Raw genomic sequence first — 25,292 nt, 5'->3', positions numbered from 1 at the left:
CCGATCGAAATTTTCGATACGCAAAGCGCTATTCCTTCTCAGACTCGTCGTTCGCTTTTTTGGGCGGCAGCGGGTCGGAAACGTCGGTACGGTCCAGCAAATAGTCGATGTTTGTTTTAAAGAAATCCGCAAGGACGATCAGATCGTTCGTAGAGGGAATCCGTTCTCCATGCTCATACTTGGAGAGTAGGCTTTGATCGATTCCTGTCTCAATCTTGATCGCGATCTGCGTTAAGCGACGCTCTTTGCGCAGTTTTTTCAGATTTCTCATGCACGCTGTCCCTCACATTTCTCTATAAAGGACAGTATGTCATGATTTTGCTTGACAAATAGGACAAATAGACCTATATTGGAAGAAAGAGAAATTGAAAGGAGTCGTCATATGGATTACGCGTTTATGGGCGCGGCGTTTCGCAGGGCGCGGCAGAAAAAGAACTTATCGATGAAGCAAGTGGCAGATGCAGCCGGGATCTGCCTGTCCTTTTATGGGCACATTGAGCGGGGAACGAGAAAGGCCAGCCTCGAAACAGCACGGAATATCAGCCAGGTTCTTGAAGTATCGCTGGACTTAGCATTGCGGCTTGACACGGCGACACAGCTCGTCAAAATGGACCGGAGCGTGGAAGCCGCGCGGAAATGGCTAAGAAAAGCGCTAAACGAGCTGAAATAACCCAGCGACAGCGTGCTTGGAATTTGGGTTGCAAATGCTGCGGGAGAACCGCAGTTTTTCATTTCCGCGAATAAACTGAAACGCCGCGTGCGCCGCGCGACGAGCGAGGACGCGGCGGAGATCAAGTCCCTGATCGTCCGGGTTGCTCTGCCGTATAGCTACCGGCCGCTTGAAAATCAGGCCGTCGTCATCGCTCGCTGAGCGGCAGCTTCCGGCCGTTCAGGACGGCTTCCTTCAATTCGTCGCCCTTGTAGACGAGCTTGAGCGAGAAGAAGGGGGCGTCCGCCGCCAGCTGGCGCAAAAACACGCGGTCGCCGTCCCAGAGCGGCAGGCTTTCGACCTGCGGGATGGGCACCCAGGCGAGGTCGCCCTCGTCGCAGGCATGCGCCTCGCCCGTGAAGGCGTCCGCCGTGAACAGGTGCATGATTTCCGTCTCCCATTCGTCCGACACGAACGTGACGATGCCGCGCGGCCGGTAGCGCGTGAGCGCGAGGCCCGTCTCCTCGCGTACCTCGCGCAGCAGGCAGTCGTCCGGGCTCTCGTCCGGTTCAAACTTGCCGCCGACGCCGATCCACTTCCCGGCGTTGGCGTCCGCCCGCTTCTTTGTGCGGTGGAGCATCAGGTAGCTGCCGTCCTTTTCGATATAGCAAAGCGTGGTGTTCTTCATTTTTCTTTCCTCCGGAAGGTTTTGGCGGGCGTTTGCCCGCCTTTTTATTTTGCCCGCAGAGGCAGGCTTTGTCAACGTGGTGCTCATTTGTGCTCATTTATGGCCGAACTTGGCGTACAACACGGAAAGTGTGAAATATATCCACCTGGATTGACGGAAATAGGTGAAACTGATATGATGAATTTGCAAAAAACGATAGGATATACATAAAAGATGCGCGTGAACCGCACAAAAATCGTTTGAATTTTCAATGCGGCAATGAGCAGAGGGGACGGACAAAGATGAAATCATCAGCCTACGCGGCGGCGCAGACCGGCAGGGTCATCAAAGCGCCCAGGAAGAAGAGCATGCTGAGGCGGCTGCTGGGAAGCTGGCAGCTTTACGTGCTCATCGCCCCGGCGGTCATCTACTTTGTGATCTTTCACTACTGGCCGATTTACGGCCTGCAAATCGCCTTTAAGAATTACAAGCCCAAGCTCGGCATCGCCGGAAGCCCATGGGTAGGGCTGGAGCACTTCGTCCGCTTTCTGACGGGGCCCAATTTCGCCAGCTTGCTCGCCAATACGCTGCGCATCAGCCTGAGCAACCTCGTCTTTGCGTTCCCGCTGCCGGTGATCCTCGCCCTTACGATCAATGAGATTCGGCGCGAGGGGTACAAGCGGGTGGTGCAGACGGTCTCCTACGCGCCGCACTTTATCTCCGTCGTCGTCATGGTGAGCATGCTCAGCATCTTCCTCAACGTCAACACGGGCATTCTCAACAAGCTGCTGGGCATGCTGGGCATGGGGCCCTACGACTTCATGGGGACGGGCGAGTGGTTCGCGTCCATCTACGTCATTTCGGGCATCTGGCAGTCCTCCGGCTGGAGCTCCATCATCTTTCTGGCGGCACTCTCGGGCATCGACAGCTCGCAGACGGAGGCGGCCATGGTTGATGGCGCGACGCGTCTTCAGCGAATCCTTCACATCAACCTTCCGGCGATTTTGCCCACCGTCATCATCATGTTCATCCTGGAATCCGGCAAGGTCATGTCGCTGGGCTACGAAAAGGCTTACCTCATGCAGAACGCCATGAATTTGCAGTATTCGGAGATCATCTCCACCTACGTATACAAGATCGGCCTTATCAACATGCAGTTCAGTTTTTCCGCGGCGGTGGGACTGTTCAACTCGGTCTGCAATCTGCTGCTCCTGCTGCTGGTCAATTTCATCAGCCGCAAGGTCAGCGATACAGGGCTTCTTTGAGGAGGGGCGACGATGAAAAAAGAGAAGAAAAACCTCATCCGAAGCCGCGACGACCGGATCGTGGACGCGGTCGTGTGGATCATCAGCCTGCTGGTGCTGCTCGCGGTGCTTTACCCGCTTATCTACATCCTCAGCTCGTCGTTCAGCGAGCCGAACGAGGTCGCGCTAGGCCACGTAACCCTGCTGCCCAGGGGATTTACGCTGGAGGGCTACCAGTACATCCTCGACTACAGCGACATCTGGATCGGATACCGCAATACGATTTTTTACACGGTCGTCGGCACGCTGCTGAACCTCGCCTGCACGCTGCCGGCAGCCTATGCCCTCTCCCGCCGGGATATGTTCGGCAATGGCTTTTTTACCGCTCTCTTCGCGGTGACGATGTTCTTCAGCGGCGGCTTGATTCCGACGTACCTGGTCTACAAGCAGCTGGGCATCATCAACACGGTGTGGGTCATGCTGCTGCCGGGGCTGGTCACGATGTGGAACACGGTCGTCTGCCGGACGTATTTTTCCACCTCCATCCCCTGGGAGCTTCAGGAGGCCTCCAAGATCGACGGCTGCGGGGACATCCGGCTGTTTGCGAGCATCATCCTGCCGCTCTCCGCGCCCATCATCGCGGTCATGGCGATGTTCTACGCGGTATCCCACTGGAACGCCTACTTCAACGCGATGATTTACCTGAGCGATAAGGCGCTCTATCCCCTGCAGCTGTTCCTGCGCAGCATCCTGCTGCTCGATACGATGAACGAATTAATCGGCGCGGACGCCGAATCGCAGCGCGAGATTTTACGTATGGCGCAGCTCAAGGAATCGATGAAGTACGGCATCATCGTGGTGTCGGCGCTGCCCATGCTGGTGATGTACCCGTTCTTCCAGAAGTACTTCGTCAAGGGCGTCATGGTCGGCGCGATCAAGGGTTAATCCGTGCCTTTGCCCGCGAAGGGCATCAAATAAAGAAAAGAGGGAACACACATGGCAAAGAAGTGGGGAACGTCAATCCTGCTGGCGCTCGCGCTGTGCCTGACCGCGGCGTTTGCGCTGGCCCAGGACGGACCGGAGGGACTCGGCTACGGGTTTAACCCGACGGGACTGCCGATCGTGGACGAGGAGATCACGATCAAGGTGCTCTACGACCGCAGCGCCCAGCACGGGGACTTCGACCAGTATTGGTTTATCGACTATGTGGCGGAAAAGACGGGCATCCGCCTGGAGTTTGAACAGGTCGAAAGCGCGGCCTGGAACGAGCGCCTCGCGGTAGCGTTCGCGTCGGACAGCTACCCCGACGTCTTCATGCACGGGCTTACAGCTCAGCAGATCGCCAAGTACGCCGCCGAGGGCTACCTGGTGGACCTGGCGCCCCTGATTAAGGAATACGCGCCGGAGACGGTGAAGCTTTACAACGAGTATCCGGAGCTGGTGAAGGAGATCGTGGGCGAAAACGACGCCATCTACTTCATGCCCTCGATCAACGCCTCGCCCCGCGACCTGGTGACGCAGTACCCGACGTTCATCAACAGGCAGTGGCTTGGCAATCTGGGCCTTGAAATGCCCACGACCCTGGACGAGCTGTACGCGGTCCTGAAGGCCTTCAAGGAGCAGGACGCAAACGGCGACGGCGACCCGAACAATGAAATCCCGGTCGTCACGACCTACTCCGCGGGCACCGACCGCTTCTCGATCCTCGTGCTGACGGCGCTGGGCCTCGTGGACAAGCAGCACGTGGTGAAGGACGGCGTCTACACCTACGTGCCCTCGACGGATGCGTACAAGGCGTACCTGGAGTACATGAACAAGCTCTATTCGGAGCAGCTGTTGGACAACGAATACTTCACGCTGACGTCGGAGGCGCTGGGCGCGAAGATTTCGACCGGCAACGTCGGCCTGATGGGCAACCAGCCCTACACCTACCTGCCGCTGGAGGAACAGTACACCCAGTATCAGGCCATCGCGCTGCTGAAGAGCGATTTGAACGACGTGCCCATGTACCCGGCGCAGTCGGCCTGCAAGCTGGCGTGGGGCACCATGGCCATGACGGACAAGTGCGCGTATAAGGAGGCGGTCGTCCGCCTGATCGACTGGTTCTACACGATCGAGGGAAGCCGTGCGGTGCGCGCGGGCTGCGAGTACGGCACCTGGACGGACGAGGAAGGCGCACAGTACGGCTATGAAATCCTCAAGCAGGCGGATGAGACGGAAGACGGCCATCTGCTGGCGAAGCTGCACATGGGCGACTATACGAGCTACTGGGCCTGCCGCCTGGGCGAAATCGGGCCGACCAACCTTCCCTTCAACTCGGTGGACGCGGTGAACGACATCATCATCGCCGGCGACCCGACCAACCTGTGGCTTTATGACGAGGTGATGGCAAGCGGCGTCGTGGAGGCGCGCACGTTCGGCCTGCCCAACGTCTCCTTCACGGACGACGAGAACACCCGCCTGTCGATGTTCCTGGACTTGACGAATTACGTGGAGGCCATGGAGGCCAAATTCATCACCGGCAGGGAGAGCTTCGACAACTGGGACGCGTATCTGGCGGAGCTTGACAAGCTGGGGCTTGCGGAGATGTGCGGAATTTATCAGGCCGCCTACGACCGCTACGCCGCCAAGCCGGATCAGCTGTAACGGAAAGACGCCCCGCACGGCCCATTGGCCCGTGCGGGGCGGGTTTGGAGGACGAAATGGATCGATTGAGAATGGTGCATCGGGACAGCCTGAGCTGCGAGCCGATTCTGCGGCGCATGCCGAACGGGGAACTGCTCATCCTCGCCCAGTGCGGGGACGTGACGGAGCCCGCGCCCGGAAACCGCGTCTACGCCTTCAGCAGCAGGGACGAAGGGGAGACGTGGAGCGAGGGACGGCTCGTCTACCCGGAAGACGGTCAGGCGGTCTACCTGACGGAGGTAACCGTGCTCGCGGGCGTGGTGCGCGTGTACCTGACGACGCACAACGGCTATTTCCTCAACTGGCGCGGAATCGTGATGAAGAGCGGCGACAGCGGCTATACCTGGGAAATCGAGGGGCCAGCCCCCTGCCTGCCGTCGTTTACGTTCCTGCGCGGGCAGATTCGCGCCCGAAACGGCGAGCTGCTGATGGCGTACCAGCACTACCCGGTGACGCAGGCGGAAAACGACCGCCTGCTCGCGCAGGGCCTGCGCTGGAAGGATGCGGACGTGGGCTACGTGGAAAGCGGCGTGCTCGTAAGCGGCGACGAGGGAAAGACGTACGAGCGGTTTCCCGGCGTCCGCCTGACGTTCGGCGGGGAGACCGGGCGCGGCTGGATCTGGTCGGAGCCCACGCTCGCCTCGCTCGCGGACGGAACGGTCGTCATGCTGCTGCGCGAGAACAAGTCAGCCCACCTGTGGCGCGCGCAGTCGCAGGACTACGGGCGCACCTGGACGCAGCCGGTGATGACGGACATCCCCAATCCCTCGAACAAGCCGAAGCTTTTGGAGCTGCCGGGAGAGCGCATCGCGTTGATCCACACCCCGAACGAACAGGTGGGTATGGCGCACCGCAATCCTCTGTCCATCTGGATCTCGGACGACGGCATGAAGACCTGGGGCGTAAAGCACGTCGTCACGGATTTCCCCGGCTCCTTCTGCTACGCGGACGGCTTTTACGAGGCGGGCCACCTGCTCTTTTCCATCGAATACAACCGCCACGACATCCTCTTCGTGGACAGTACGTGCGGCTAAAGCACGCGGACGCCCTTCGCCGCGAACGCTTCCCGCATTGAACCCTCCGGCGCCTTGTCCGTCGCGACGCATTCGATCTCGTCCAGGCCGCACAGCCGGAACGTGGAGACGTTCCCCAGCTTCTTCGCGCTGCAAAGCAGCACGCGGCGGCGGCTGTTGTCCAGCATGATGCGCCGAATCTGCGCCTCCTCCTCGCTCACGCAGAAAGCGCCCGTCTGCGGGTCGAGCGCCTTGACGGAGACGAAGGCCATGTCCGCCTGCATCGAGCGCAGCGCCTGCTGCGCGATCGCGCCGTTGAAGGAATAGATGTGCGCGGCGAGCAGGCCGCCGGAACAGTACACGCGCACGTGCGGGTATTCCGCAAAGGCGACGGCGAGGCGCGCGCCGTTGGTGATGACGGAAAGGCTTTGCAGCCTTCCGAGGAAGGGCACCATGCAAAGCGCGGTGCTGCTGGAATCCAGAAAGACGACGCTGCCGTTCGTCACCATCGCCGCCGCCTTGCGGGCGATGAGGATCTTGGCTTCCTTGTTGGCCTCCAGGCGGGCGTTCAGGGCGAGCACCTCGTTTTCGCCCTGCACCAGGATCGCCCCGCCGTACGTCTTCTGCACGAGCCCCGCCTTTTCCAGGCGCGTCAGGTCCCGGCGGATGGACGTCTCGCTCACAAAGAGCATGCGGCTGAGCTGGTTTACACTGGCAGCGTGGTGCTCCTTTAGAAAGTCGAGGATCGCCTGCTGGCGCTCCGGTATGAGCACGGAATCACCTCTTTCGTCCCCCGATGCGCGGGGGATGCGCGCGGCCCATATTCGTATGCGGCATTCTAGCACGCGCCAATCATCCCTGTCAACGCAGAAAGAAGGAATCTCGATGGAGTGGCTGGCACTCGACCTGGGGAGCACGTATACGAAGTGCGCGCGCGTCGATTCGAAGCGCGGCGTGCTCGAAAGCCGCGTGGAAAGGACGCCCGCGCCGCTCCCCTCCCGGCTCGGACGCTATGAGATCGACGCAGAGGCGTACTTCGCGGGGGCGCACGCGCTGCTCGAGAAAATGGCGTCGCCGGACACGGCGGGCGTCCTCCTCAGCACCCAGATGCACGGATGGCTCCTCACGGACGAGCGCTTTCGGCCCGTCACCCCCTATGTTTCCTGGCAGGATCGGGCAAGCCTCGAGATAGGGCGGGAGGGCGTGAGCTTCCTGGAGGAAATGCGCCGCCGCATAGCGCCTGCGTGCATGGAAAAAAGCGGCGTGCCGGTCAAGGCGAATCTGGCGCTCTGCTCGCTCTACGCCCGCGCGCAGACGGGCCTTGAAATCGCGGCGGGCCAGCGGTTTTGCACGCTCGGCGGCTACGTCATCGGGCGGCTCACGGGGCGGCACGTCTGCCACCTGACGAATGCCGCGCCCAGCGGCCTGGCCGACATCATGCGCGCGGCCTGGTCGAGGGAGCGCATCGAGGCGGCGGGGCTTTCGGCCCTCGCGTTTCCGCAGATCATAGCGGGGTTTGCGCCGGTGGGGACGGCCTCGCTTGGCGGGAGGACGCTGAGCGTCTTCCCCGACGTAGGGGATCATCAGGTCTGCGTGCTCAGCGCGGGGCTTTCGAGGGAGACGGACCTGAACGTGAACATCGGCACGGCGGGCCTGATCGGCGCGCTGACCGCCTCCTTTGCGCCGGGACCCTACGAGAGCAGGCCGTGGATCGAGCCGGGGCTGTACCTGCGCAGCGTCTCCGGATTGCCGGGCGGCCGCCAGGTCGCGGTGCTGCACGGGTTTTACGAGGGGATCGTCCGGCGCCTTGTGCCGGAGGCGGACGCCGCGCAGCGCGCGTGGGACATGATGACGGGCGCGCGCGCAGAGCCTTCCCTGCGCGTATCGCCGGACTTCTTTTCAGGAGAAGGGCGCATTGAGGGCATTGGGCCTGAATTTCACGCGGACGCGCTGACCGAATCGCTCTACGCGGCCATCGCCGGGGACTATGCGCGCGCGGCGGCGGGCCTAAACCTGCCCCTTGGCGCGCTGCGGTTTACCGGCGGCTGCGCGGAGAAGAACCCCGCGCTGCGCCGCGCGATCTGCGGGGCGCTGGGGCTTGGCGGGGAGGACGACGCGTTTGACGTCATGGAGGGCATGCGTCTGCTCGCCCGCATGGCGGAGCGTCTTGTATAAAAGGCAGGCCGCAAGGCTGGCTTAGAGATAAGGATGACGAAGATGAACACGCAAAAGGAAATGAAAAGCCGCCTTGCCGGGGGCGAGACGGTCTACGGCATCATGCTTTCGGAGCTTTACGTCCCCAACCTCGTGCGTCTGCTGGCGCGCTGCGGGTACGACTACCTGCTGCTGGACTGCGAACACGGCTATTACGACATGACGCAGGCGGCGAACATCATCGCGGTGGCGGACGGCATCGGCATGCCGGTGGTGGTGCGCGTGACGCAGCCCAGCCGCACGCTGATCACGAAGTATCTGGACATGGGCGCGCGCGGCATCCTGCTCTCCAACAGCGCGGACGCGCTGGAGGCGAAGACGCTGGTGGACGTGTGCTGCTACGCGCCGCTTGGGGATCGCGGCATCTCGACGTTCCGGGCGCATACGGGCTACCAGAGCGGCGACGTCAAGGGCATCATGCGGGAGGCAAACGCGCGCAATGTCGTCATCTGCCAGATCGAATCGCCGGAGGCGGTGGAAGGGATCGACGGTATTCTCGCGGTCGATGGGGTGGACGGCGTGCTCGTAGGCCCTAACGATCTGAGCCAGCACATGGGCATCTTCGGCCAGTACGACCATCCGGAGATGGTGCGCGCGCTGGAGCGCGTGGCGCAGGCGGCGCGGGATCATGGGAAGTGGTCGGGCATCATCACGAGCAACAAGGGGCTCCTTCAGCGCTGCAAGCGGCTGGGCATGACCTGCTTCAGCGCGGGGAGCGAGCTCTCGGCGCTTTCGAGCGGCGCACGAGATGAGCTGGAAAGTGTGCGGGCGCTGTAGGAGGGAATGCGATGGAGACGCGGATGGACGCGGCCTACAAGTTCGGATGCGGCCGCTATGTGCAGGAGCCCGGCGCGCTGGAGCGCGTGGGGCCGGAGTGCGGAAGGCTTGCGCGGAAGGTTCTGATCGTCACGGGCAGAACCGCCCGCGCCCTGACGGAGGAAGCAATAGAAGGTTCTCTTCGGGCGGCGGGCGTGACGGGCCTTTGGCAGGAGCACGCGGGCGCGTGCAGCGAGGAGAGCGCCCGCGCCTACGCGGACGCTGCGCTGGGCGCGGGGTGCGGCGCGGTCGTGGGCGTCGGCGGCGGGCGGGCGCTCGATCTGGCGAAGCTCACGGCCCGGCTCTCCGGCCTGCCGGTGATCTGCGTGCCCACGTCGAGCGCGACGTGCGCGGCGTTCTCGCCGCTCTCCGTCGTCTATACGCCCGAGGGAAAGACGCGCGGCACCTGGCTGTTCCCGCTGGAAGTGAGCGCGGTGCTCGCGGACATGGACATTCTCTATGCGCAGCCGCCGCGCTTCCTGGCGGCCGGCATGCTGGACGCGATGGCGAAGTGGATCGAGGTAAGCCACCATCTGCGCTTTCGCACGGCGGGCGAGGGCGCGGACGCGCAGGTGGCTGCGCTGATCGCCCGTCACGTCTACGAGCGCCTGATGGAGATCGCGCCCACGGCCTACGCGGACCTCGAAGCTGGCAGAAGGACGCAGGCCGTTTGGGACGCGGCGTACCTCAGCATCGCCGGGGCGGGCATGGTGAGCGGCACCGCGCGGGGGCAGTACCAGTCCGCGATCGCCCACGCGGCCTACGAGGCCGTCCGCACGCACTTCACGGACGAAGCGCGCGCGGCGATGCACGGCGAGATCGTGGCCGTCGCGCTCTTCTGGCAGCTCCGCTTTTCCGGCATGGAGGAGCTGCAAGCGCCGCTGCGAAGCGTCATGCGAGGGCTGCACATGCCCCTGACGCTTTGCGAAATCGGCATCGAGGACACCCCTGCGAACCGGATGATCCTGCAGCGCGACCTCGCCTGCACGCGCTTTGTGCGCCCGGAGGACGCGGAGCGCTTATCACGCGCCCTGAACCTGTGAGCCCGCCTGATCGAGCAGCCAGGAGACGGCCCGCGCCATGCGCGGCGCGAAGTCGACGAAGTGATTGCCGGGGTTCAGCTGGAAGACGGACGGAAATCCGGCCTGAAGGAGCAGCGAATGCGCCCGCTGCGTGCAGGAAAGCACCTGCGCGAGGCGGGCGTTTTTCGTGCGCGCCTCGCGGTCCCCGAGCGACAGGTAGACGGGACGCGGCGAAAGGCCGGGCAGCGCCTGCTCGAAGAATTCTAAAAATCCATCGTACCACAGGGAGCCGGACACGCTGGCGATCCCGTTGAAGCAATCCGTCTTCGTGAGGGCGTAAAGGGCGAAGAGGCCGGCAAGGGAGTATCCGGCGAGCAGGCGGATGCCTGGCGAAAAGCCCAGGGACGCCTCCGCTTCGGGCAGGGCCTTTTGCAGAAGATCCCGCAGGAAGGCGCCGGAGCGCCCGCCGAAGTCCTCGCCCTTCGGAAAGGCGCGCGGCGCGGGCCAGGGCGAGAGATCCGCGTTCCAGTCGGGCACGGCGACGGAGACGAGGGAATACGCGCGTCCCGAAAGCGCGGAGCAAAGGGCGCCGTCCTCGCCGGGCCCGTCCGAGAGCAGGTAGACGACGGGTGCCTTTGAAGGGCCCAGGTGGATTAGGCGAGCGTTGTTTTGCATTTGTGCCTCCTGCCGCCGCGAAAAGCGCTTGGAAAAGAATGCGCGGTTTCGCCCGTTTTTGTCCCTATTCGCGTTTTGCGGCGTATTTTCCTTTTTTGCTCTGCCTTGGCCTCCTGCCTGGCGTCTCCTCCTTCCTTCCATCGATTCCCGTTTTTCACCGCGCATAAGGAAGCCGACAAATTCCATACTAGGTTTGTCGAGGAAATCAACGTATGGATAGGGAGGCAACCGGGGTGCGAGCAACAGGCATTGTGCGCAGAATAGACGAATTGGGCCGCGTGGTCATCCCCAAGGAGATCAGGCGGACGCTGCGAATCAGAGAGGGCGACCCGTCACAGATGACAGGGAGAGCGTCGGAACGCTTCTGCTTCGCGATGATGGAGCTGGGAAAGCGGGCAGGATGGGGATGAACCGGATTTGAAAAGGCAATGTCCCTTTGTGCCTGCGGCGGCTGGCAGCGCGGGCGCTCAGGGAAAGCCCAATAGGATCGCATAGAAAGACGAGGCGGAACGCCCTCAGAAAAGGAGAGGACGTTCCGTTTCGTCTTTCTATCGCTGATTTGGGAAACCTGGGACAGAACCGGCAGGGGCCTCTGCGCCAGATCGGGAAACAGTGAAATAGGAAGAAATTCCAACAATGGATACCTTTGGTCGCTGCTAAGACCGCCTTTGTAGAAGTATGTAGAATGGAGTCGGTTTTTGACAGAGACGGCAGGGGCTGTCCCTCTCGAGGAGCGTTCTACATTTAGATATAGACTATCGGTTTGTTTGCGATTTTTTGGGCTCCAAGACGGCGCAGACGCAAGGATATTAAGTAAAAATTAATACCCCCCGGAGGCTGGCAAGCATTGACATGCCGGGAATCGTTGGGATAAAATAAGACTGAGTTCAAGTAGCGCAAACCTCTGCGGCGTGATCATGTCATGACCCGGGCGCGTTTGCCAACAAATGTATATCTATTGTGTCGTCCGTAAAGTCGGAATTATGAGAAGCAAAACCGTTTCTCATGATTCCGGCTATTTCTTTTTCCGCCGTATCTCAAAATATATGCTTTTTCTGCAAGAACAGCGCAAAAAGCGATCGTACGCGTGTGAAAAGCGGGAGAAAGGGGATGCGGCGGATGGCTGAGACGCGGGGGAAATGTAGCCCGGCGGGCATCGGGGCTGTTTATGGCGCGTTGACGGTCTTGGAATACCTGCCGCCTGACGGAACGGGAAAGCGGAAGTGCCTGTGCCGCTGCAGCTGCGGCAACTTATGCCGGGTAAGCCTCACAAACCTGAAATCCGGCCATACGCGAAGCTGCGGCTGCCTGGCTGAAAAGCAGGTGCGCGAGCGCCTGGAACAGATGGTAGGACAGCGTTATGGAATGCTGACGGTCATCGGATTGAGCCGGGAGCGCAGGGGCAGGAGCCTGCTCCTCGTCTGCCGATGCGACTGCGGCAGAACCTCCTATCAGACCCGGCACGATCTGATCAGCGGAAAGGCGAGAAGCTGCGGGTGCGAGGCCGCGCGCACGCGCGAAAGGAACTTCGGCGGTATCCACCTGGTGGACGGAACCTGCGTGGAACGTTTGGCGGCGAAGGTCGTTCAGCGCAACAATACCAGCGGCTGTCCCGGCGTCTACTATAATCCACGAAACGGAAAGTGGACGGCCCTGATTTATTTTAAGAAACATCGCTATTACCTGGGGCAGTTCGAGACCAAGCAGGAGGCGGTTGCGCAGCGTAAGCGGTATGAGCGCATGCACGATGAATTCGTGGAAGCCTACCGCAGCATCAAGGAGGGGCAGACCGGACCGGACTTTTGCGGGAACCGGCCGGCTCTCAATCGAGACGATACGTCTCACAGACAATCCCCGGATACGACGGCGCGGCAAGCGGAATGCAACGCGGCGTTTCCGACCGGTTAAGCACATATCAGACGTGATGCGTTTCAGGACGAACGAAGCGAGAACGATCGCATGGGAGGAAGGTTAGAAAATGAAGAACAAGAAGTTTTACGAGACCAAGGCGTTCAGGTGGATTCTTGCGGGCTTGCTCGCGTTTATCCTGATCTCGAGCGACGCCGTCGACAAGATGATCCACATCTACGCCAACGAAGAAGGCCAGGTGGAAGAGGTGGACAACAGCGCGGCGGAGGAAGCGGCGCGCGAGGCCGAGGAAGCCGCGCGCAGGGAAGCTGAGGAAGCCGCGCGCCGAGCCGAAGAAGAGGCCGCGCGCAAAGCGCAGGAAGAGGCCGAGCGCAAGGCCGCGGAAGAAGCGGCGAAGAAAGCCGAGGAAGAGGCGGCTCGCAAGGCTGCGGAAGAGGAAGCGGCGAGGAAAGCCGCCGAGGAAGAGGCGGCCCGGAAGGCCGCGGAAGAGGAAGCGGCGAGGAAAGCCGCCGAGGAAGAGGCGGCCCAGAAGGCCGCGGAAGAGGAAGCGGCGAAGAAAGCCGCCGAGGAAGAGGCGGCCCAGAAGGCCGCGGAAGAGGAAGCGGCAAAGAAAGCCGCCGAGGAAGAAGCCGCCAAACAGCAGGCGGAGGAAGTAAAACCGACCGATGTTCCGCAAACGGAGGCGCCGACGGAAACGCCCGCCCCCGCAGCGACAGAGGCGCCGGCGGCCGAACCCACCCCCGCGGCGACGGAGGAACCGGCGGCCGAACCCACCGCGACGATGGAAGCCACGGCGGAGCCCACTCCCGAGTTGACCGCGACGCCGGAGCCCGCCGCGGAGCCGGCAGCCCCCGGAACCGCGACCTTCTATGTGATGGCCGACGGCGAATATGAGGAGGCCGGCAGCGCGCAGATCGTCCGCGAGGGCGACGTGTGCTATGTGAGCAAGGACGACGTAAGGGCGATGTGCGCGGACCTGGGCCTCAAGGAAAGCGATATGCGCGGCGCCTGGAGCTGGGGCGTCGGCAACGACGCGAACCCCGGCAAGGCGGGCAGCCGCCTGAACTGGAAGAATGGCCGCTATGAGTTCGCCGGTTACGACGAGAAGGCCGCGGGCGCGGACGTATTCGTCGTTGCGGACAAGGCGATCAGCGCAAACAGCGAGGAAGAGCCGGAAGCGACGGCAGCACCGGAAGCGAGCGCAGAACCCGAAGCGACGGTTGAGCCGGAAGTGACGACTGAACCCGAGGCGACGGCGGAGCCGGAAGCGACGGCTGAACCCGAGGCGACGGCGCAGCCCGAGGCGACCGAAGCGCCGGTAGCGACTGCGCAGCCCGAGACCGTGCTGTACACGGCGAAGGTCGGCACGAACGGCAAGTCCGTGAACGTGCGGGCGGCGGCGGACGCGGAGTCCGAGCTGGTAGGCCGCATCTTCGACGGCGCGACCGTGGAGGTATTTGCTGAGGCGGACGGCTGGTGTCTGGTGCAGGGCGAGAGCGTGGACCGTACCCCGGTCAAGGGGTTTGTGAGCGCAAAGTTCCTCAAGCAGGGAGCGGAGCCCGAGGCGACGGAGAAGCCGGAAGAGCCCCAGAAGGCAGAGGATTTTGTCGTTCCCCATGTGAAGGAAGAAGCGAATCTTCGATTGGGAGGCGACGGCCTCAGCGAGATCATCATGACAATCCCGAAGGATGCGCAGTTGAACGTGCTGGCTGTAGAAGGGGATTGGGTGAAGGTCGATGTGGATGGCGTGATCGGCTACGTCTATATCGACAGCGTTGAAGGAACCATCCCCGAACCGGGCGAGCTTAAAGAAGAAGCGGAAAATACAGAAGGTGAAAACGCGTTCAAAGTGACCATCTTCTCCTCCCGCAGGTCGGTCATGGAACCGGGAGAAACCGTATATCTGACCAGCAAGATAGAAGGCTTTGACGGTTACGAGACCATGTATCAGTGGCAATGCGACAAAGGAAACGGGTTTGAGGACATCGCGGGCGCGAACGACGACACGTATGCCTTTGGCGCGGACGTCGATACGCTGAGCTACGATTGGAAATTGGTAGTTTACTATCGCTAAGCCATAGCTTACCGGCCGCCTCGGCGGCGGCCGGTAAAGATAGATTCAGCCGCTATGTTTCGTTGATACTGCGAGGAGGAAGTATAAATGCCGAATAAAAAGAGGTTTCTTGCGGTCCTGCTCACATTGATGGTGCTGTGGCAGATGCTGCCTATTACGGCGATTGCCGACGGATGGAACAGCACTGCCTCGAACGTCGTGAGAGGTGCGCAGACTTGGCTGGTTACGTTCAATGATAAGGGCGGAAAACGGCTGGTGCAGCAATACGTAGAAGATGGGGCTTCGGCTGTACAACCGGATATCCCCGATGTAAAGGGCCATAAGTTCACCGGCTGGACGAGCGATAAGGCAGGATCGACCGTTTCGTCCGTCAAGGCGGATACGACCTTTACTGCTGCCTATCAGGAACTGACAAAGTACAGTGTACGGGTGGACTATGTCTATAGCGATGGCAGCACCGCTTTCCAGAGCTATGTGTCAGAATTCGAGGAGGGCGATCCGGTCGAGCTGACGATAGAATCTCCGGCAGTTCCGGAAGGCTTTAACGTGGATCGCGCGAGCGTCCGCTTTAGCATTGATGAGATTAAAGAGAATCATGCCGAAAAGGTTACCTATACGGGCGCAAATGCTAAGTATGCAGTATCGTACTTGCAGCAGAATGTGAACGATAATGCGTATACCCAGATTGAGTCCGTGGATAAGACGGGTAAGGTACGCGAACAGTGCGTGGTCGAGGAGAAGGATTACACGGGCTTTACCATGCTGCCCTACGTTACCCCCGCCATCGCGGCCGACAGTTCGACCGTGGTCGAGGTGAAGTACGACCGCAACAACTACCTGCTCACCGTAGACAGCGACGGCGGCACATATGTAGAGAGCAAGCAGCTCCGTTACGGCGCAAAGCTCGGCCTGCCCGGCACCGATAAGATGAGCAAGCTCGGCTACACCTTCGCGGGGTGGCGCGGCTCGGACGGGAAGACGTATACGGCAAACGACACCATGCCCGCAAGTGAATTGAAGGTCACTGCATTGTGGACGGCCAATAAACAGGCGGATTATACGGTCATTTATTGGCTGCAGAGTCTAAATGACAAGTGGGATTATAACGATAACCAGAAGACCTATGAGTTTGTCAAGCAGATCTCAGGGCGCGGAGCTGTTGGAAGCACTGTCTCTAACATTAATGTAAATGTTAGCAACGTAGGCATTAGCAGCACGTTCTGCAAGCTGAACACCACGAAGTCTCAAGTCGGAAACATTAGAAATAATGCAGGTTCATCGACGGTAACGGTTGAGGCGGACGGGTCTACGGTCATCAACGTCTACTTTGACCGCAACACGGTGACGTTTACATTCGAAGGGGCCAACGGCCGGAATAGTGTGACCCGTAAAGGCTTGTACGGTCAGACCTTTGAAGAGGCTGGCTATACAACCAATGGCTGGCCAAGCGCAGGAAGCGGGAACAGATGGACAGACAGAGGTGGGCTAGGTAGTAGCAACTGGACATATTTGAATGGATTCACTAGTAGCAGTTTGACTTCCACGTCGGTAAGTTTTTATAAGACTTCAGGTGGAAGCAAGGATGTTTACCAGTATGTTGAGGCGTTGAATTGGACAAACGAAAACAATAGGTGGATTGAAAAGGACCACTATGAAGCAGGTAAAAATAACTTTTCTTTAGGCGAAAAATTTGAACCTGGTTTCAGCTTATATGGATACAAAAAAGATAACTCTACAAAAATTTCTACAGATATAAAAGATAATTCCGGGTTCAAATCGATTTCCTATAATAGTACTATTAAAGTTTATAACACTCGCAACAGTTTTACGCTGACCTATGCGAACTGTACGGGTATGCCCTCTACGCCCTATAAGTATGAGGCCGTGCTTACCGCCCCCACCGCCGCGCCGGGTAAACCAGCAGGCGTGGATAGCGACTATGAGTTCGCAGGGTGGTACAAGGATCCTGCTTGCCAGACGCCGGTGCAGTGGGGGAAGGAAACCATGCCTGCCGCCAACCGGATCGTCTATGCCAAGTGGATGCCCCCGACGAAGACGGTTCAGTGGCATTTGAATTACGAGGGCGCAAGGGATCCGTATCACACCGCGACGGTCACCAAGGGCGAAATGTTGGGCGAAGAAAATTTGCCCAAGGACCCGGAGAATCGCGGCGTTGAGGGTGTGGACGCGGAATACGTATTTGCCGGTTGGTATACCGACCCGGCATGCACCATTCCGTTCCTGAATAACACAGTCATCGCCAAGGATTGGAATCTTTATGCCAAGTGGACGATCGAGGGCACGGTCAACTATCGTTATGTCTACCTCGATCAGGATGGAACTATTATCAGTGAATCCAAAGATCATTCTGGACAGGTCGGCGATTCGATCTACGTATCTTATGAAGATCTTCCGGAGATACCCGGGTACATTCTCGTCACTGAAAAGGTAGATGAGACGCTGACGACCAACGGCCAGAAAATCAAGATCTACTATAAGAAAGTGGAATCCTGGCTGTTGACGGTCAAGTATCTGGAGAGGGGAACCGAAAAAGAACTTCTTCCCCAGTACACCGAGAATGTGGCCGGCGCTAGGCGCGTCGTCTTCTATGAAAAGATAGACGACTATAAGCTGGAAGGCCCCTTTGTGCAGATCGCGAGCAAAGAAGAGCCTACCGTCACCTTCTATTACACACCGGTTACCGATAAGGAATACAAGGTAGAGTATTACCTGCAGGTTTTGCAGCCGGACGGCAGCAGCGTCTACGAAAAGAAAGAAGACGAAACCGTAACGCATTTCGGAAAACTTGGCGACACGGCGAGAATTCTTGACGAGGACAAAAAGACGTTTGCGGACTATACCCTCGATGAGAGCATCGCGGGCACCGTGACGTCTGCGACGATCCTCGGGGACGGTACGACAACGCTGAAGCTCTACTATCGGTTAAACTCGGTTACGGTAACCTATATCGCGGCCGAGGGCGGATGGGTAGACGGAAAAGGTGAGACGGAAGAAACCGTTAGGTTCGGTCAAGATGCTAACGGTGCGACGGCTCAGCCAAAGGACGGCTACTACTTTGTCAATTGGACAGACGCAGCAGAAACGGAAGTTAGCACGAACGAAACATGGGCCCCGACGAACGTGACGGCCAACGCGACGTATTATGCCCATTTTGCGGCAAAGGGCGTCGTTACGATCAAGGCTCAAGACCTCTCTAAGACGTATGACGGAACGCCGATTGAGGCGGACAAAACAAAGGTTACGGTGACAGGGTTGCCGGAGGGTTACAGCTATGAGGTAACGACGAAGGTCAGCAAGAATGTCACCAATGTCGAAACGAAGGATGGAAAGCACCAAGTTGACGGCTATGTCATTACAAAGGATGGCAAAGACGTTACCCATCAGTTCACGGTGACGACGGTGGACGGAGCACTGACGATCAACCCGAAGGCGGTGACGATCACGGCGGCGGACGCCGAGAAGGTATACGGAAACGAGGATCCGGCATTCGCGAATGCCGCGATCAGCGAGTATATCGGAACGGAGCTGGACGGGATCGACCTGAGCGTGGCGAGAAGCGACGCAGGGGATGACACGCTGGGTACGCATACGGGCGTTCTGAACATCGGCCAGACGGCGGAAGGGCTGAACGCGGCGTACACGAACTACGAGTTCACGGTAAGGCCGGGGAACTTCACGATCACGACGAACGAGAACGGCCTGAGCGTAAGCGCGGAGAACGTGGAGGAGATGTACGACGGAACGGCGTACGGCGTATCGCCGGAGTCGGTGCCGTCTGGAGCGACGATCCTGTATAAGGACGCAGAAGGGAATTACACGCTGGAGGAGAGCCCGGCGCAGAGGAATGTCGGGAATCTGACGGTGGAATTCAAGGCGAGCCTGTACGGATACAAGGACGCGTACGGAAGCGCGACGGTGACGATCACGCCGAAGCCGGTGACGATCACGGCGGCGGACGCCGGGAAGGTATACGGCAATGAGGATCCGGCATTCGCGAATGCCGCGATCAGCGAGTATATCGGAACGGAGCTGGACGGGATCGACCTGAGCGTGGCGAGAAGCGACGCAGGGGATGACACGCTGGGTACGCATACGGGCGTTCTGAACATCGGCCAGACGGCGGAAGGGCTGAACGCGGCGTACACGAACTACGAGTTCACGGTAAGGCCGGGGAACTTCACGATCACGACGAACGAGAACGGCCTGAGCGTAAGCGCGGAGAACGTGGAGGAGATGTACGACGGAACGGCGTACGGCGTATCGCCGGAGTCGGTGCCGTCTGGAGCGACGATCCTGTATAAGGACGCAGAAGGGAATTACACGCTGGAGGAGAGCCCGGCGCAGAGGAATGTCGGGAATCTGACGGTGGAATTCAAGGCGAGCCTGTACGGATACAAGGACGCGTACGGAAGCGCGACGGTGACGATCACGCCGAAGCCGGTGACGATCACGGCGGCGGACGCCGGGAAGGTATACGGCAATGAGGATCCGGCATTCGCGAATGCCGCGATCAGCGAGTATATCGGAACGGAGCTGGACGGGATCGACCTGAGCGTGGCGAGAAGCGACGCAGGGGATGACACGCTGGGTACGCATACGGGCGTTCTGAACATCGGCCAGACGGCGGAAGGGCTGAACGCGGCGTACACGAACTACGAGTTCACGGTAAGGCCGGGGAACTTCACGATCACGACGAACGAGAACGGCCTGAGCGTAAGCGCGGAGAACGTGGAGGAGATGTACGACGGAACGGCGTACGGCGTATCGCCGGAGTCGGTGCCGTCTGGAGCGACGATCCTGTATAAGGACGCAGAAGGGAATTACACGCTGGAGGAGAGCCCGGCGCAGAGGAATGTCGGGAATCTGACGGTGGAATTCAAGGCGAGCCTGTACGGATACAAGGACGCGTACGGAAGCGCGACGGTGACGATCACGCCGAAGCCGGTGACGATCACGGCGGCGGACGCCGGGAAGGTATACGGCAATGAGGATCCGGCATTCGCGAATGCCGCGATCAGCGAGTATATCGGAACGGAGCTGGACGGGATCGACCTGAGCGTGGCGAGAAGCGACGCAGGGGATGACACGCTGGGTACGCATACGGGCGTTCTGAACATCGGCCAGACGGCGGAAGGGCTGAACGCGGCGTACACGAACTACGAGTTCACGGTAAGGCCGGGGAACTTCACGATCACGACGAACGAGAACGGCCTGAGCGTAAGCGCGGAGAACGTGGAGGAGATGTACGACGGAACGGCGTACGGCGTATCGCCGGAGTCGGTGCCGTCTGGAGCGACGATCCTGTATAAGGACGCAGAAGGGAATTACACGCTGGAGGAGAGCCCGGCGCAGAGGAATGTCGGGAATCTGACGGTGGAATTCAAGGCGAGCCTGTACGGATACAAGGACGCGTACGGAAGCGCGACGGTGACGATCACGCCGAAGCCGGTGACGATCACGGCGGCGGACGCCGGGAAGGTATACGGCAATGAGGATCCGGCATTCGCGAATGCCGCGATCAGCGAGTATATCGGAACGGAGCTGGACGGGATCGACCTGAGCGTGGCGAGAAGCGACGCAGGGGATGACACGCTGGGTACGCATACGGGCGTTCTGAACATCGGCCAGACGGCGGAAGGGCTGAACGCGGCGTACACGAACTACGAGTTCACGGTAAGGCCGGGGAACTTCACGATCACGACGAACGAGAACGGCCTGAGCGTAAGCGCGGAGAACGTGGAGGAGATGTACGACGGAACGGCGTACGGCGTATCGCCGGAGTCGGTGCCGTCTGGAGCGACGATCCTGTATAAGAACGCAGAAGGGAATTACACGCTGGAGGAGAGCCCGGCGCAGAGGAATGTCGGGAATCTGACGGTGGAATTCAAGGCGAGCCTGTACGGGTACAAGGACGCGTACGGAAGCGCGACGGTGACGATCACCCCCGCAACGCTGACAGTAACGACGCCCTCCGCAACCAAGCCCTACGATGGCGAGCCGCTGACAGCGGAAGGAAGCTATACGGGTCTGGTGGGAGAGGAAACAATCGGCTTTGTTACGACCGGTAGCCAGACGTTGGTCGGAAGCAGCGACAACACCTACGAAATCGAATGGGCGGCTGATGACAACGACTACACAGCGAAGGAAAGTAACTATACCGTGGCGGAGTCGATTGGAATCCTGACGGTGGAAGGCGATCCGGTTATCCCCGGAAAGACTACGCCGGAAGTGGAGAGCGATTATGAGCTCGGAGACTTCATTCCCTTTACGATTACCGTCGAGAACATCACAGACCACGAATTGACCAACGTTACGATAACGGATGATAATGCTGTCATCGTGGAAGGCACGGGCTACGCACTGGAAAATGAACACAAAGCCATTATTGAAAGCATCCCGGTAGGCGGCAGTGTCACAGTGAACGCGCAGCACGTGGTTACCTCGGAAGACATACTTGAAGGAACCGTTGGCAACACAGCGACTGTTCGCGTGGAAGACAAAACGTTTACCCCGTCCACTTCGACCGATAAGATTGACCCGGTTGACACGACGCTGACGGTCGAGAAGACGACGACGAGCAATCCGGAGAGCGGAAGTGCTTATGGTGTAGGCGAGACGATCACCTATGAGATCAGGGTGACGAACAAGGGCAATGTGACGTTCACCAACGTGGAAGTTATCGATATGTTGGATGGCGCGACAATCCTGCCCGGTGAAGGCTATACTGTAAACGACGCAGGTATCGCGGTGATTGACAGTCTGCCTGTGAACCAGAGTGTTGTGGTGAATGCGGCATACACCGTCGCAGAAACTGATTTGGGCTCCGAGGGACGTTATGGCAGCGTTTTGAACGCGGCGACGGCCAGCGGTGATCCGATCGAAGATCCGAAAGATCCGGAGAATCCCAAGACGCCAGAAGGTGAGGACACAGAGGAAACGCCTACGAAAATTGTACTGACCATCACCGCAAACGACAACTTGAATGTGCCGTTTGACGGGTTGGCGCACGGCATCAATGTACTGGCCCCCTATACGGTGAGCGATGATCTGGCAGAGGGACACGTGCTTGCTCCTGAGTCGGTGCTCGTAACGGCGGAGGGCGGAGAACAAGTGAATGTGGGCGACTATATTGACCTGTTAGTCCCCAGCGGCGCGCGTATCTTGGATGCAGCGGATAATGACGTGACGGCAAACTATCAAATCACCTATGTAAATGGCGACCTGACCATTCGCGGACTGGTGATCTACGATGGAAATGGCAATACGGCGGGCACGGCGCCGCTGGATGCGAACCTGTACAACGTGGGCGATATGCCTGTCGTGCTTGACAACGCAAACGGCTTGGCCCGTACCGGCGCGACATTCCTCGGATGGAGCCAGACGCAAAATGGCCTGATTACGACGCTTGATCAGGAGTTGGCGGCCGGCATTCTGAAAGCTGGCGAGCTGCTGGATGCGATGACCGCTGAGAACGGCTTGATCGTGCTCTACGCGGTCTGGGCGATCGACGATCTGGGCCCGAACGACGTGCCTGACTACCGCGAGATGCAGGTGGCGGGCGTCAAGACCTGGATCGATGGCGACAACGTATCCCTGACGCGGCCGCTGACCATCACGATCAACCTGCTGCGCGACGGAACGGAGATCGCGGAACGCACCGTGCGCGCGAATCCGAATGGCGAATGGACGTATGACTTCGGCCTGCTGCCGCGCTATGACGAGAACAACCGGGCGTACACCTACACCATCACGGAGGACGCGGTTGCGGGATACACGACGGTGATCGACGGATTTAACGTCACCAACCGCATCGTGCAGACGACGCATAGCGTCACGGTGAACAAAATCTGGCGCAACGCGCCGGGAGCGCACCCGACGATCCGCGTGAACCTGCTGCTCGACGGCCGTCTGCTGGACTATGAAGACCTGACGAACGGCGTCACGCAGTACACGTTCCCGGATGTGCCGATGTACGATCCGAACGACGGACACCTCTACACGGTCACCATTACGGAAGATACAGTCGAAGGATTTACGACAACCATTGATGGCACCACCATAATCAATACGGCGGAAGCGGCAAATGAAGAGACGCCGGGTACGAGAACCCTGACGATCGAAGAAATGGCTGTACCGCTCGGATTTGGCGGCACGATCATGAACGTTGGCGACTGCTTCGAGTAAGTAGAACATCCCCCGGCCCGGGCGGCTTGTCCACCCGGGCCGGGGGAGGCTTACAAGATCGAACTTGGAGGGATGATCTGTGAAGAAACTCCTGTCTTTTGTGCTGGCAGCGCTGATGATTCTATCGTGCGCGGTGGTATCTGCGGAGGATTCTGTTTTGATTCCGGGCGCGGAGGCGGCGACGCGGCCTGTGCCTGCCGCCAGCGAAGCGCCGGAAGAGGAAATTAAAAGGCTGATCGTGGGTTCCACCACGCAGATGAACGGCTGCTTTTTTACCGACATGTGGGGCAACAACACCGCGGACATCGACGTGCGGTCGTTGATCCACGGCTACGATACGGTCGCCTGGACGAGCGATGCGGTGTACACGGTGAACCCCATGGTCGTGCAGAGCGCGACCGTCTCGGACGACGAGAACGGAAATCGCCTGTATATCCTCACGCTGAACCGAAACCTGATGTACAACGACTCCACGCCCATCACGGCGGCGGACTATGTATTTCAGCTCCTGCTCAGAGCGGCGCCGCAGGTTCAGAAAATCGGCGGCGACACGAGCGGCCTGAGCTATGTGCTCGGCTTTGAGGAATTTAACGCCGGCACGACGCCGTACCTGGCGGGCGTAAGGCTGTTGGGCAATTACCAATTCTCCATTGAAATCAAGGCGGACGCCCTGCCGTTCTTTTATGAGCTGACCATGCTCAGCTGCGAGCCCGCGCCGATTTCCGTAATCGCCCCGGGATGCAGGGTGGCGGACGACGGGAACGGCGCCTATGTGGCCAACGCGGACGCTGCGGTGACGGAGCCTGTGTTTACGGAAGGCCTGCTGCGCGAGACGCTGCTGAACCCGCAGTCGGGCTATCTGACGAACCCGCGCCTGACCTGCGGCCCGTACAACCTCGTCGATTACGACGCGGAAAACCATGTGGCGGAATTCGCCATCAACGAGTACTACCTGGGGAATTACGAGGGCCAGCGGCCGACGATTCCGGAGCTTGAGTTCAGGGAAGTCAAAAACGAGAACGCCGTCGCGATGCTCGAAAGCGGAGAAATCCACCTGCTGAACAAATGCACGGACAGTGACGTGATCACCAAGGGCCTGCAGCTGTTCGCAGGGGATCAGGCAGGCTCGCAAAACTATCCGCGCACGGGGCTCGCGTTTATCAGCTTCGCGTGCGAACAGGGCCCGGCGCAGTTCGAGGCGGTGCGCAAGGCGGTAGCCTACGCGCTGGATACGGAAGACTTTACCTCGCAATTTACCGGAAACTATGGACAGGCAGTCTACGGCTATTACGGCTTCGGTCAGTGGATGGTGCAGATGGTGAACGGGACGCTCTCGCATCTGGCGGAGGGGGAAACGGAAACCGCGGCACAGACGCAGGCGTGGGGCGAGCTGTCGCTTGACAATCTGGAGCACTATGCAAAGGACCTCGAGAAGGCGGAAGCGCTGCTCGTCGCGGACGGATGGACGCTCAACGAGAAGGGTGAAGCCTTTGCAAAGGGTACGGACGCCGTGCGCTACAAGGACGTGGACGGCGAGCTGATGCGGCTGAGCCTGAGGTGGGCGAAGACGCCGGACAACCGCGCAGCGGATCTGCTGGAAGCGATGCTGGTGGAGCCGCTCGCAGCGATCGGTATGGAGATTCTCGCGGAGGAGGTGCCGTTCTCGCAGCTCCTGCGCCACTACTACCGTCAGGATGCGCGCACTTACGACATGTTCTACATGGCCTCCAACTTCACGCTGGTCTACGACCCGTACGTCATGTTTTCAGACGATGCGAGCTACGAAGGCGCTTTGGTGAACACGACCGGCTATGAGGACAGCAGGTTGGAAGCCCTGGCGCTGGACATGCGGCAGACGGAGGTGGGGGACTACCTGAGCTACTGCAAGAAGTGGGTGGCGTTCCAAGAGTACTGGAACAGCGTGCTGCCGGCGGTGCCGCTGTACAGCAACGTGTACTTCGACTTCTACACGACGAAGCTGCAGGACTACGCGGCGACGTCGAACCAGACGTGGGCGGACGCGATCCTCTACGCCTGGCTGGGCGATCCGGTCGAGACGCCGGAGGATGAAATCACCACGGACGACATCATCATTCTGCCGTAAAGGGCCATTGAATGAACGAGGCTGTGCTTTCCCCGTTTCCGGGGAGGCACAGCCT

Annotated in this window: 16 protein-coding genes and 1 pseudogene; 13 read left to right on the top strand and 4 right to left on the bottom strand. The window is 59.8% G+C overall.

All coding sequences use genetic code 11. The features are described from left to right. Positions 1-28: 28 nt before the first annotated feature. Positions 29-271 carry a helix-turn-helix domain-containing protein gene (locus C1725_RS15870; RefSeq protein ID WP_102412622.1) on the bottom strand — a complete coding sequence of 81 codons (243 nt, stop codon included), beginning with the start codon at positions 269-271 and terminating at the stop codon, positions 29-31. 111 nt (positions 272-382) lie between these two features. Here C1725_RS15870 and C1725_RS15865 point away from each other — a divergent pair, with 111 nt between their 5' ends. After that, complete coding sequence (locus tag C1725_RS15865) at positions 383-670, top strand: helix-turn-helix domain-containing protein (RefSeq protein ID WP_102412621.1); 288 nt, start codon at positions 383-385, stop codon at positions 668-670. Between the two features lie 187 nt (positions 671-857). On the opposite strand, the gene C1725_RS15855 is transcribed toward C1725_RS15865, so the two are convergent. Continuing rightward, positions 858-1,337, bottom strand: coding sequence for an NUDIX domain-containing protein (locus C1725_RS15855; RefSeq protein WP_102412617.1), 480 nt, complete (start codon positions 1,335-1,337; stop codon positions 858-860). Positions 1,338-1,618: 281 nt separating this feature from the next. On the opposite strand from C1725_RS15855, the gene C1725_RS15850 reads away from it, so the two are divergent. From C1725_RS15850 to C1725_RS15835, 4 genes are read left to right on the top strand one after another with little or no spacing between them, the layout of a single operon-like run. Next, positions 1,619-2,581 carry an ABC transporter permease subunit gene (locus C1725_RS15850; protein ID WP_102412615.1) on the top strand — a complete coding sequence of 321 codons (963 nt, stop codon included), beginning with the start codon at positions 1,619-1,621 and terminating at the stop codon, positions 2,579-2,581. A 12-nt stretch (positions 2,582-2,593) separates the two neighbouring features. Further along, positions 2,594-3,505, top strand: coding sequence for an ABC transporter permease family protein (locus tag C1725_RS15845; RefSeq protein ID WP_102412613.1), 912 nt, complete (start codon positions 2,594-2,596; stop codon positions 3,503-3,505). Positions 3,506-3,556: 51 nt separating this feature from the next. Next, complete coding sequence (locus C1725_RS15840; RefSeq protein WP_102412611.1) at positions 3,557-5,206, top strand: extracellular solute-binding protein; 1,650 nt, start codon at positions 3,557-3,559, stop codon at positions 5,204-5,206. A 56-nt stretch (positions 5,207-5,262) separates the two neighbouring features. Continuing rightward, a complete protein-coding gene (locus tag C1725_RS15835) occupies positions 5,263-6,279 on the top strand; it encodes an exo-alpha-sialidase (protein ID WP_102412609.1) in 1,017 nt (338 codons plus the stop codon). Here the strand turns inward: C1725_RS15835 and C1725_RS15830 are convergent. Continuing rightward, positions 6,276-7,031, bottom strand: coding sequence for a DeoR/GlpR family DNA-binding transcription regulator (locus C1725_RS15830; protein WP_346026736.1), 756 nt, complete (start codon positions 7,029-7,031; stop codon positions 6,276-6,278). The two genes, C1725_RS15835 and C1725_RS15830, sit on opposite strands and share 4 nt — an antisense overlap. Positions 7,032-7,143: 112 nt before the next feature. On the opposite strand from C1725_RS15830, the gene C1725_RS15825 reads away from it, so the two are divergent. Genes C1725_RS15825 through C1725_RS15815 form a run of 3 tightly spaced genes read left to right on the top strand, consistent with a single transcriptional unit; the run spans position 7,144 to position 10,331 of the window. Further along, complete coding sequence (locus C1725_RS15825; RefSeq protein ID WP_346026735.1) at positions 7,144-8,433, top strand: sedoheptulokinase; 1,290 nt, start codon at positions 7,144-7,146, stop codon at positions 8,431-8,433. A 42-nt stretch (positions 8,434-8,475) separates the two neighbouring features. Next, the gene (locus C1725_RS15820; protein ID WP_346026734.1) at positions 8,476-9,249 is read left to right on the top strand and encodes an HpcH/HpaI aldolase family protein; all 774 of its coding nucleotides are present in this window, start codon (positions 8,476-8,478) and stop codon (positions 9,247-9,249) included. An 11-nt stretch (positions 9,250-9,260) separates the two neighbouring features. Further along, positions 9,261-10,331, top strand: coding sequence for an iron-containing alcohol dehydrogenase (locus tag C1725_RS15815; RefSeq protein ID WP_102412604.1), 1,071 nt, complete (start codon positions 9,261-9,263; stop codon positions 10,329-10,331). Here C1725_RS15815 and C1725_RS15810 read toward each other — a convergent pair. Further along, a complete protein-coding gene (locus tag C1725_RS15810) occupies positions 10,311-10,985 on the bottom strand; it encodes an alpha/beta hydrolase (protein WP_346026733.1) in 675 nt (224 codons plus the stop codon). The two genes, C1725_RS15815 and C1725_RS15810, sit on opposite strands and share 21 nt — an antisense overlap. Before the next feature lie 233 nt (positions 10,986-11,218). Here C1725_RS15810 and C1725_RS19480 point away from each other — a divergent pair. From C1725_RS19480 to C1725_RS15785, 5 genes and pseudogenes are all read left to right on the top strand, one after another. Next, positions 11,219-11,344 (top strand): annotated as a pseudogene (locus C1725_RS19480) (AbrB/MazE/SpoVT family DNA-binding domain-containing protein); the annotation flags it as partial. A 760-nt stretch (positions 11,345-12,104) separates the two neighbouring features. Beyond that, the gene (locus C1725_RS15800) at positions 12,105-12,893 is read left to right on the top strand and encodes an AP2 domain-containing protein (protein ID WP_346026732.1); all 789 of its coding nucleotides are present in this window, start codon (positions 12,105-12,107) and stop codon (positions 12,891-12,893) included. 70 nt (positions 12,894-12,963) lie between these two features. Beyond that, positions 12,964-14,928 carry an SH3 domain-containing protein gene (locus C1725_RS15795; protein ID WP_102412600.1) on the top strand — a complete coding sequence of 655 codons (1,965 nt, stop codon included), beginning with the start codon at positions 12,964-12,966 and terminating at the stop codon, positions 14,926-14,928. An 87-nt stretch (positions 14,929-15,015) separates the two neighbouring features. Then, entirely contained in the window at positions 15,016-23,133 is an 8,118-nt protein-coding gene (locus C1725_RS15790; RefSeq protein WP_102412598.1) for a Cna B-type domain-containing protein, read from the top strand. Positions 23,134-23,212: 79 nt separating this feature from the next. Beyond that, positions 23,213-25,237, top strand: a complete 2,025-nt coding sequence (locus tag C1725_RS15785; protein WP_102412597.1) for an ABC transporter substrate-binding protein — start codon at positions 23,213-23,215, stop codon at positions 25,235-25,237. Positions 25,238-25,292 lie beyond the last annotated feature (55 nt).

This window comes from Beduinella massiliensis, from assembly GCF_900199405.1.
Lineage (GTDB): Bacteria > Bacillota > Clostridia > Christensenellales > Aristaeellaceae > Beduinella > Beduinella massiliensis.
Note: the sequence above shows the minus strand (reverse complement) of the source record. Positions and strands in the feature narration are given on the sequence as shown.

Bases quoted from the DNA above. Each gene is read 5' to 3' on its own strand.
- C1725_RS15810 (WP_346026733.1), bottom strand. From the start codon at position 10,985: ATGCAAAACAACGCTCGCCTAATCCACCTGGGCCCTTCAAAGGCACCC.
- C1725_RS15815 (WP_102412604.1), top strand. From the start codon at position 9,261: ATGGAGACGCGGATGGACGCGGCCTACAAGTTCGGATGCGGCCGCTAT.
- C1725_RS15795 (WP_102412600.1), top strand. From the start codon at position 12,964: ATGAAGAACAAGAAGTTTTACGAGACCAAGGCGTTCAGGTGGATTCTT.
- C1725_RS15835 (WP_102412609.1), top strand. From the start codon at position 5,263: ATGGATCGATTGAGAATGGTGCATCGGGACAGCCTGAGCTGCGAGCCG.
- C1725_RS15825 (WP_346026735.1), top strand. From the start codon at position 7,144: ATGGAGTGGCTGGCACTCGACCTGGGGAGCACGTATACGAAGTGCGCG.
- C1725_RS15790 (WP_102412598.1), top strand. From the start codon at position 15,016: ATGCCGAATAAAAAGAGGTTTCTTGCGGTCCTGCTCACATTGATGGTG.
- C1725_RS15845 (WP_102412613.1), top strand. From the start codon at position 2,594: ATGAAAAAAGAGAAGAAAAACCTCATCCGAAGCCGCGACGACCGGATC.
- C1725_RS15800 (WP_346026732.1), top strand. From the start codon at position 12,105: ATGGCTGAGACGCGGGGGAAATGTAGCCCGGCGGGCATCGGGGCTGTT.
- C1725_RS15855 (WP_102412617.1), bottom strand. From the start codon at position 1,337: ATGAAGAACACCACGCTTTGCTATATCGAAAAGGACGGCAGCTACCTG.
- C1725_RS15865 (WP_102412621.1), top strand. From the start codon at position 383: ATGGATTACGCGTTTATGGGCGCGGCGTTTCGCAGGGCGCGGCAGAAA.
- C1725_RS15850 (WP_102412615.1), top strand. From the start codon at position 1,619: ATGAAATCATCAGCCTACGCGGCGGCGCAGACCGGCAGGGTCATCAAA.
- C1725_RS15820 (WP_346026734.1), top strand. From the start codon at position 8,476: ATGAACACGCAAAAGGAAATGAAAAGCCGCCTTGCCGGGGGCGAGACG.
- C1725_RS15840 (WP_102412611.1), top strand. From the start codon at position 3,557: ATGGCAAAGAAGTGGGGAACGTCAATCCTGCTGGCGCTCGCGCTGTGC.
- C1725_RS15870 (WP_102412622.1), bottom strand. From the start codon at position 271: ATGAGAAATCTGAAAAAACTGCGCAAAGAGCGTCGCTTAACGCAGATC.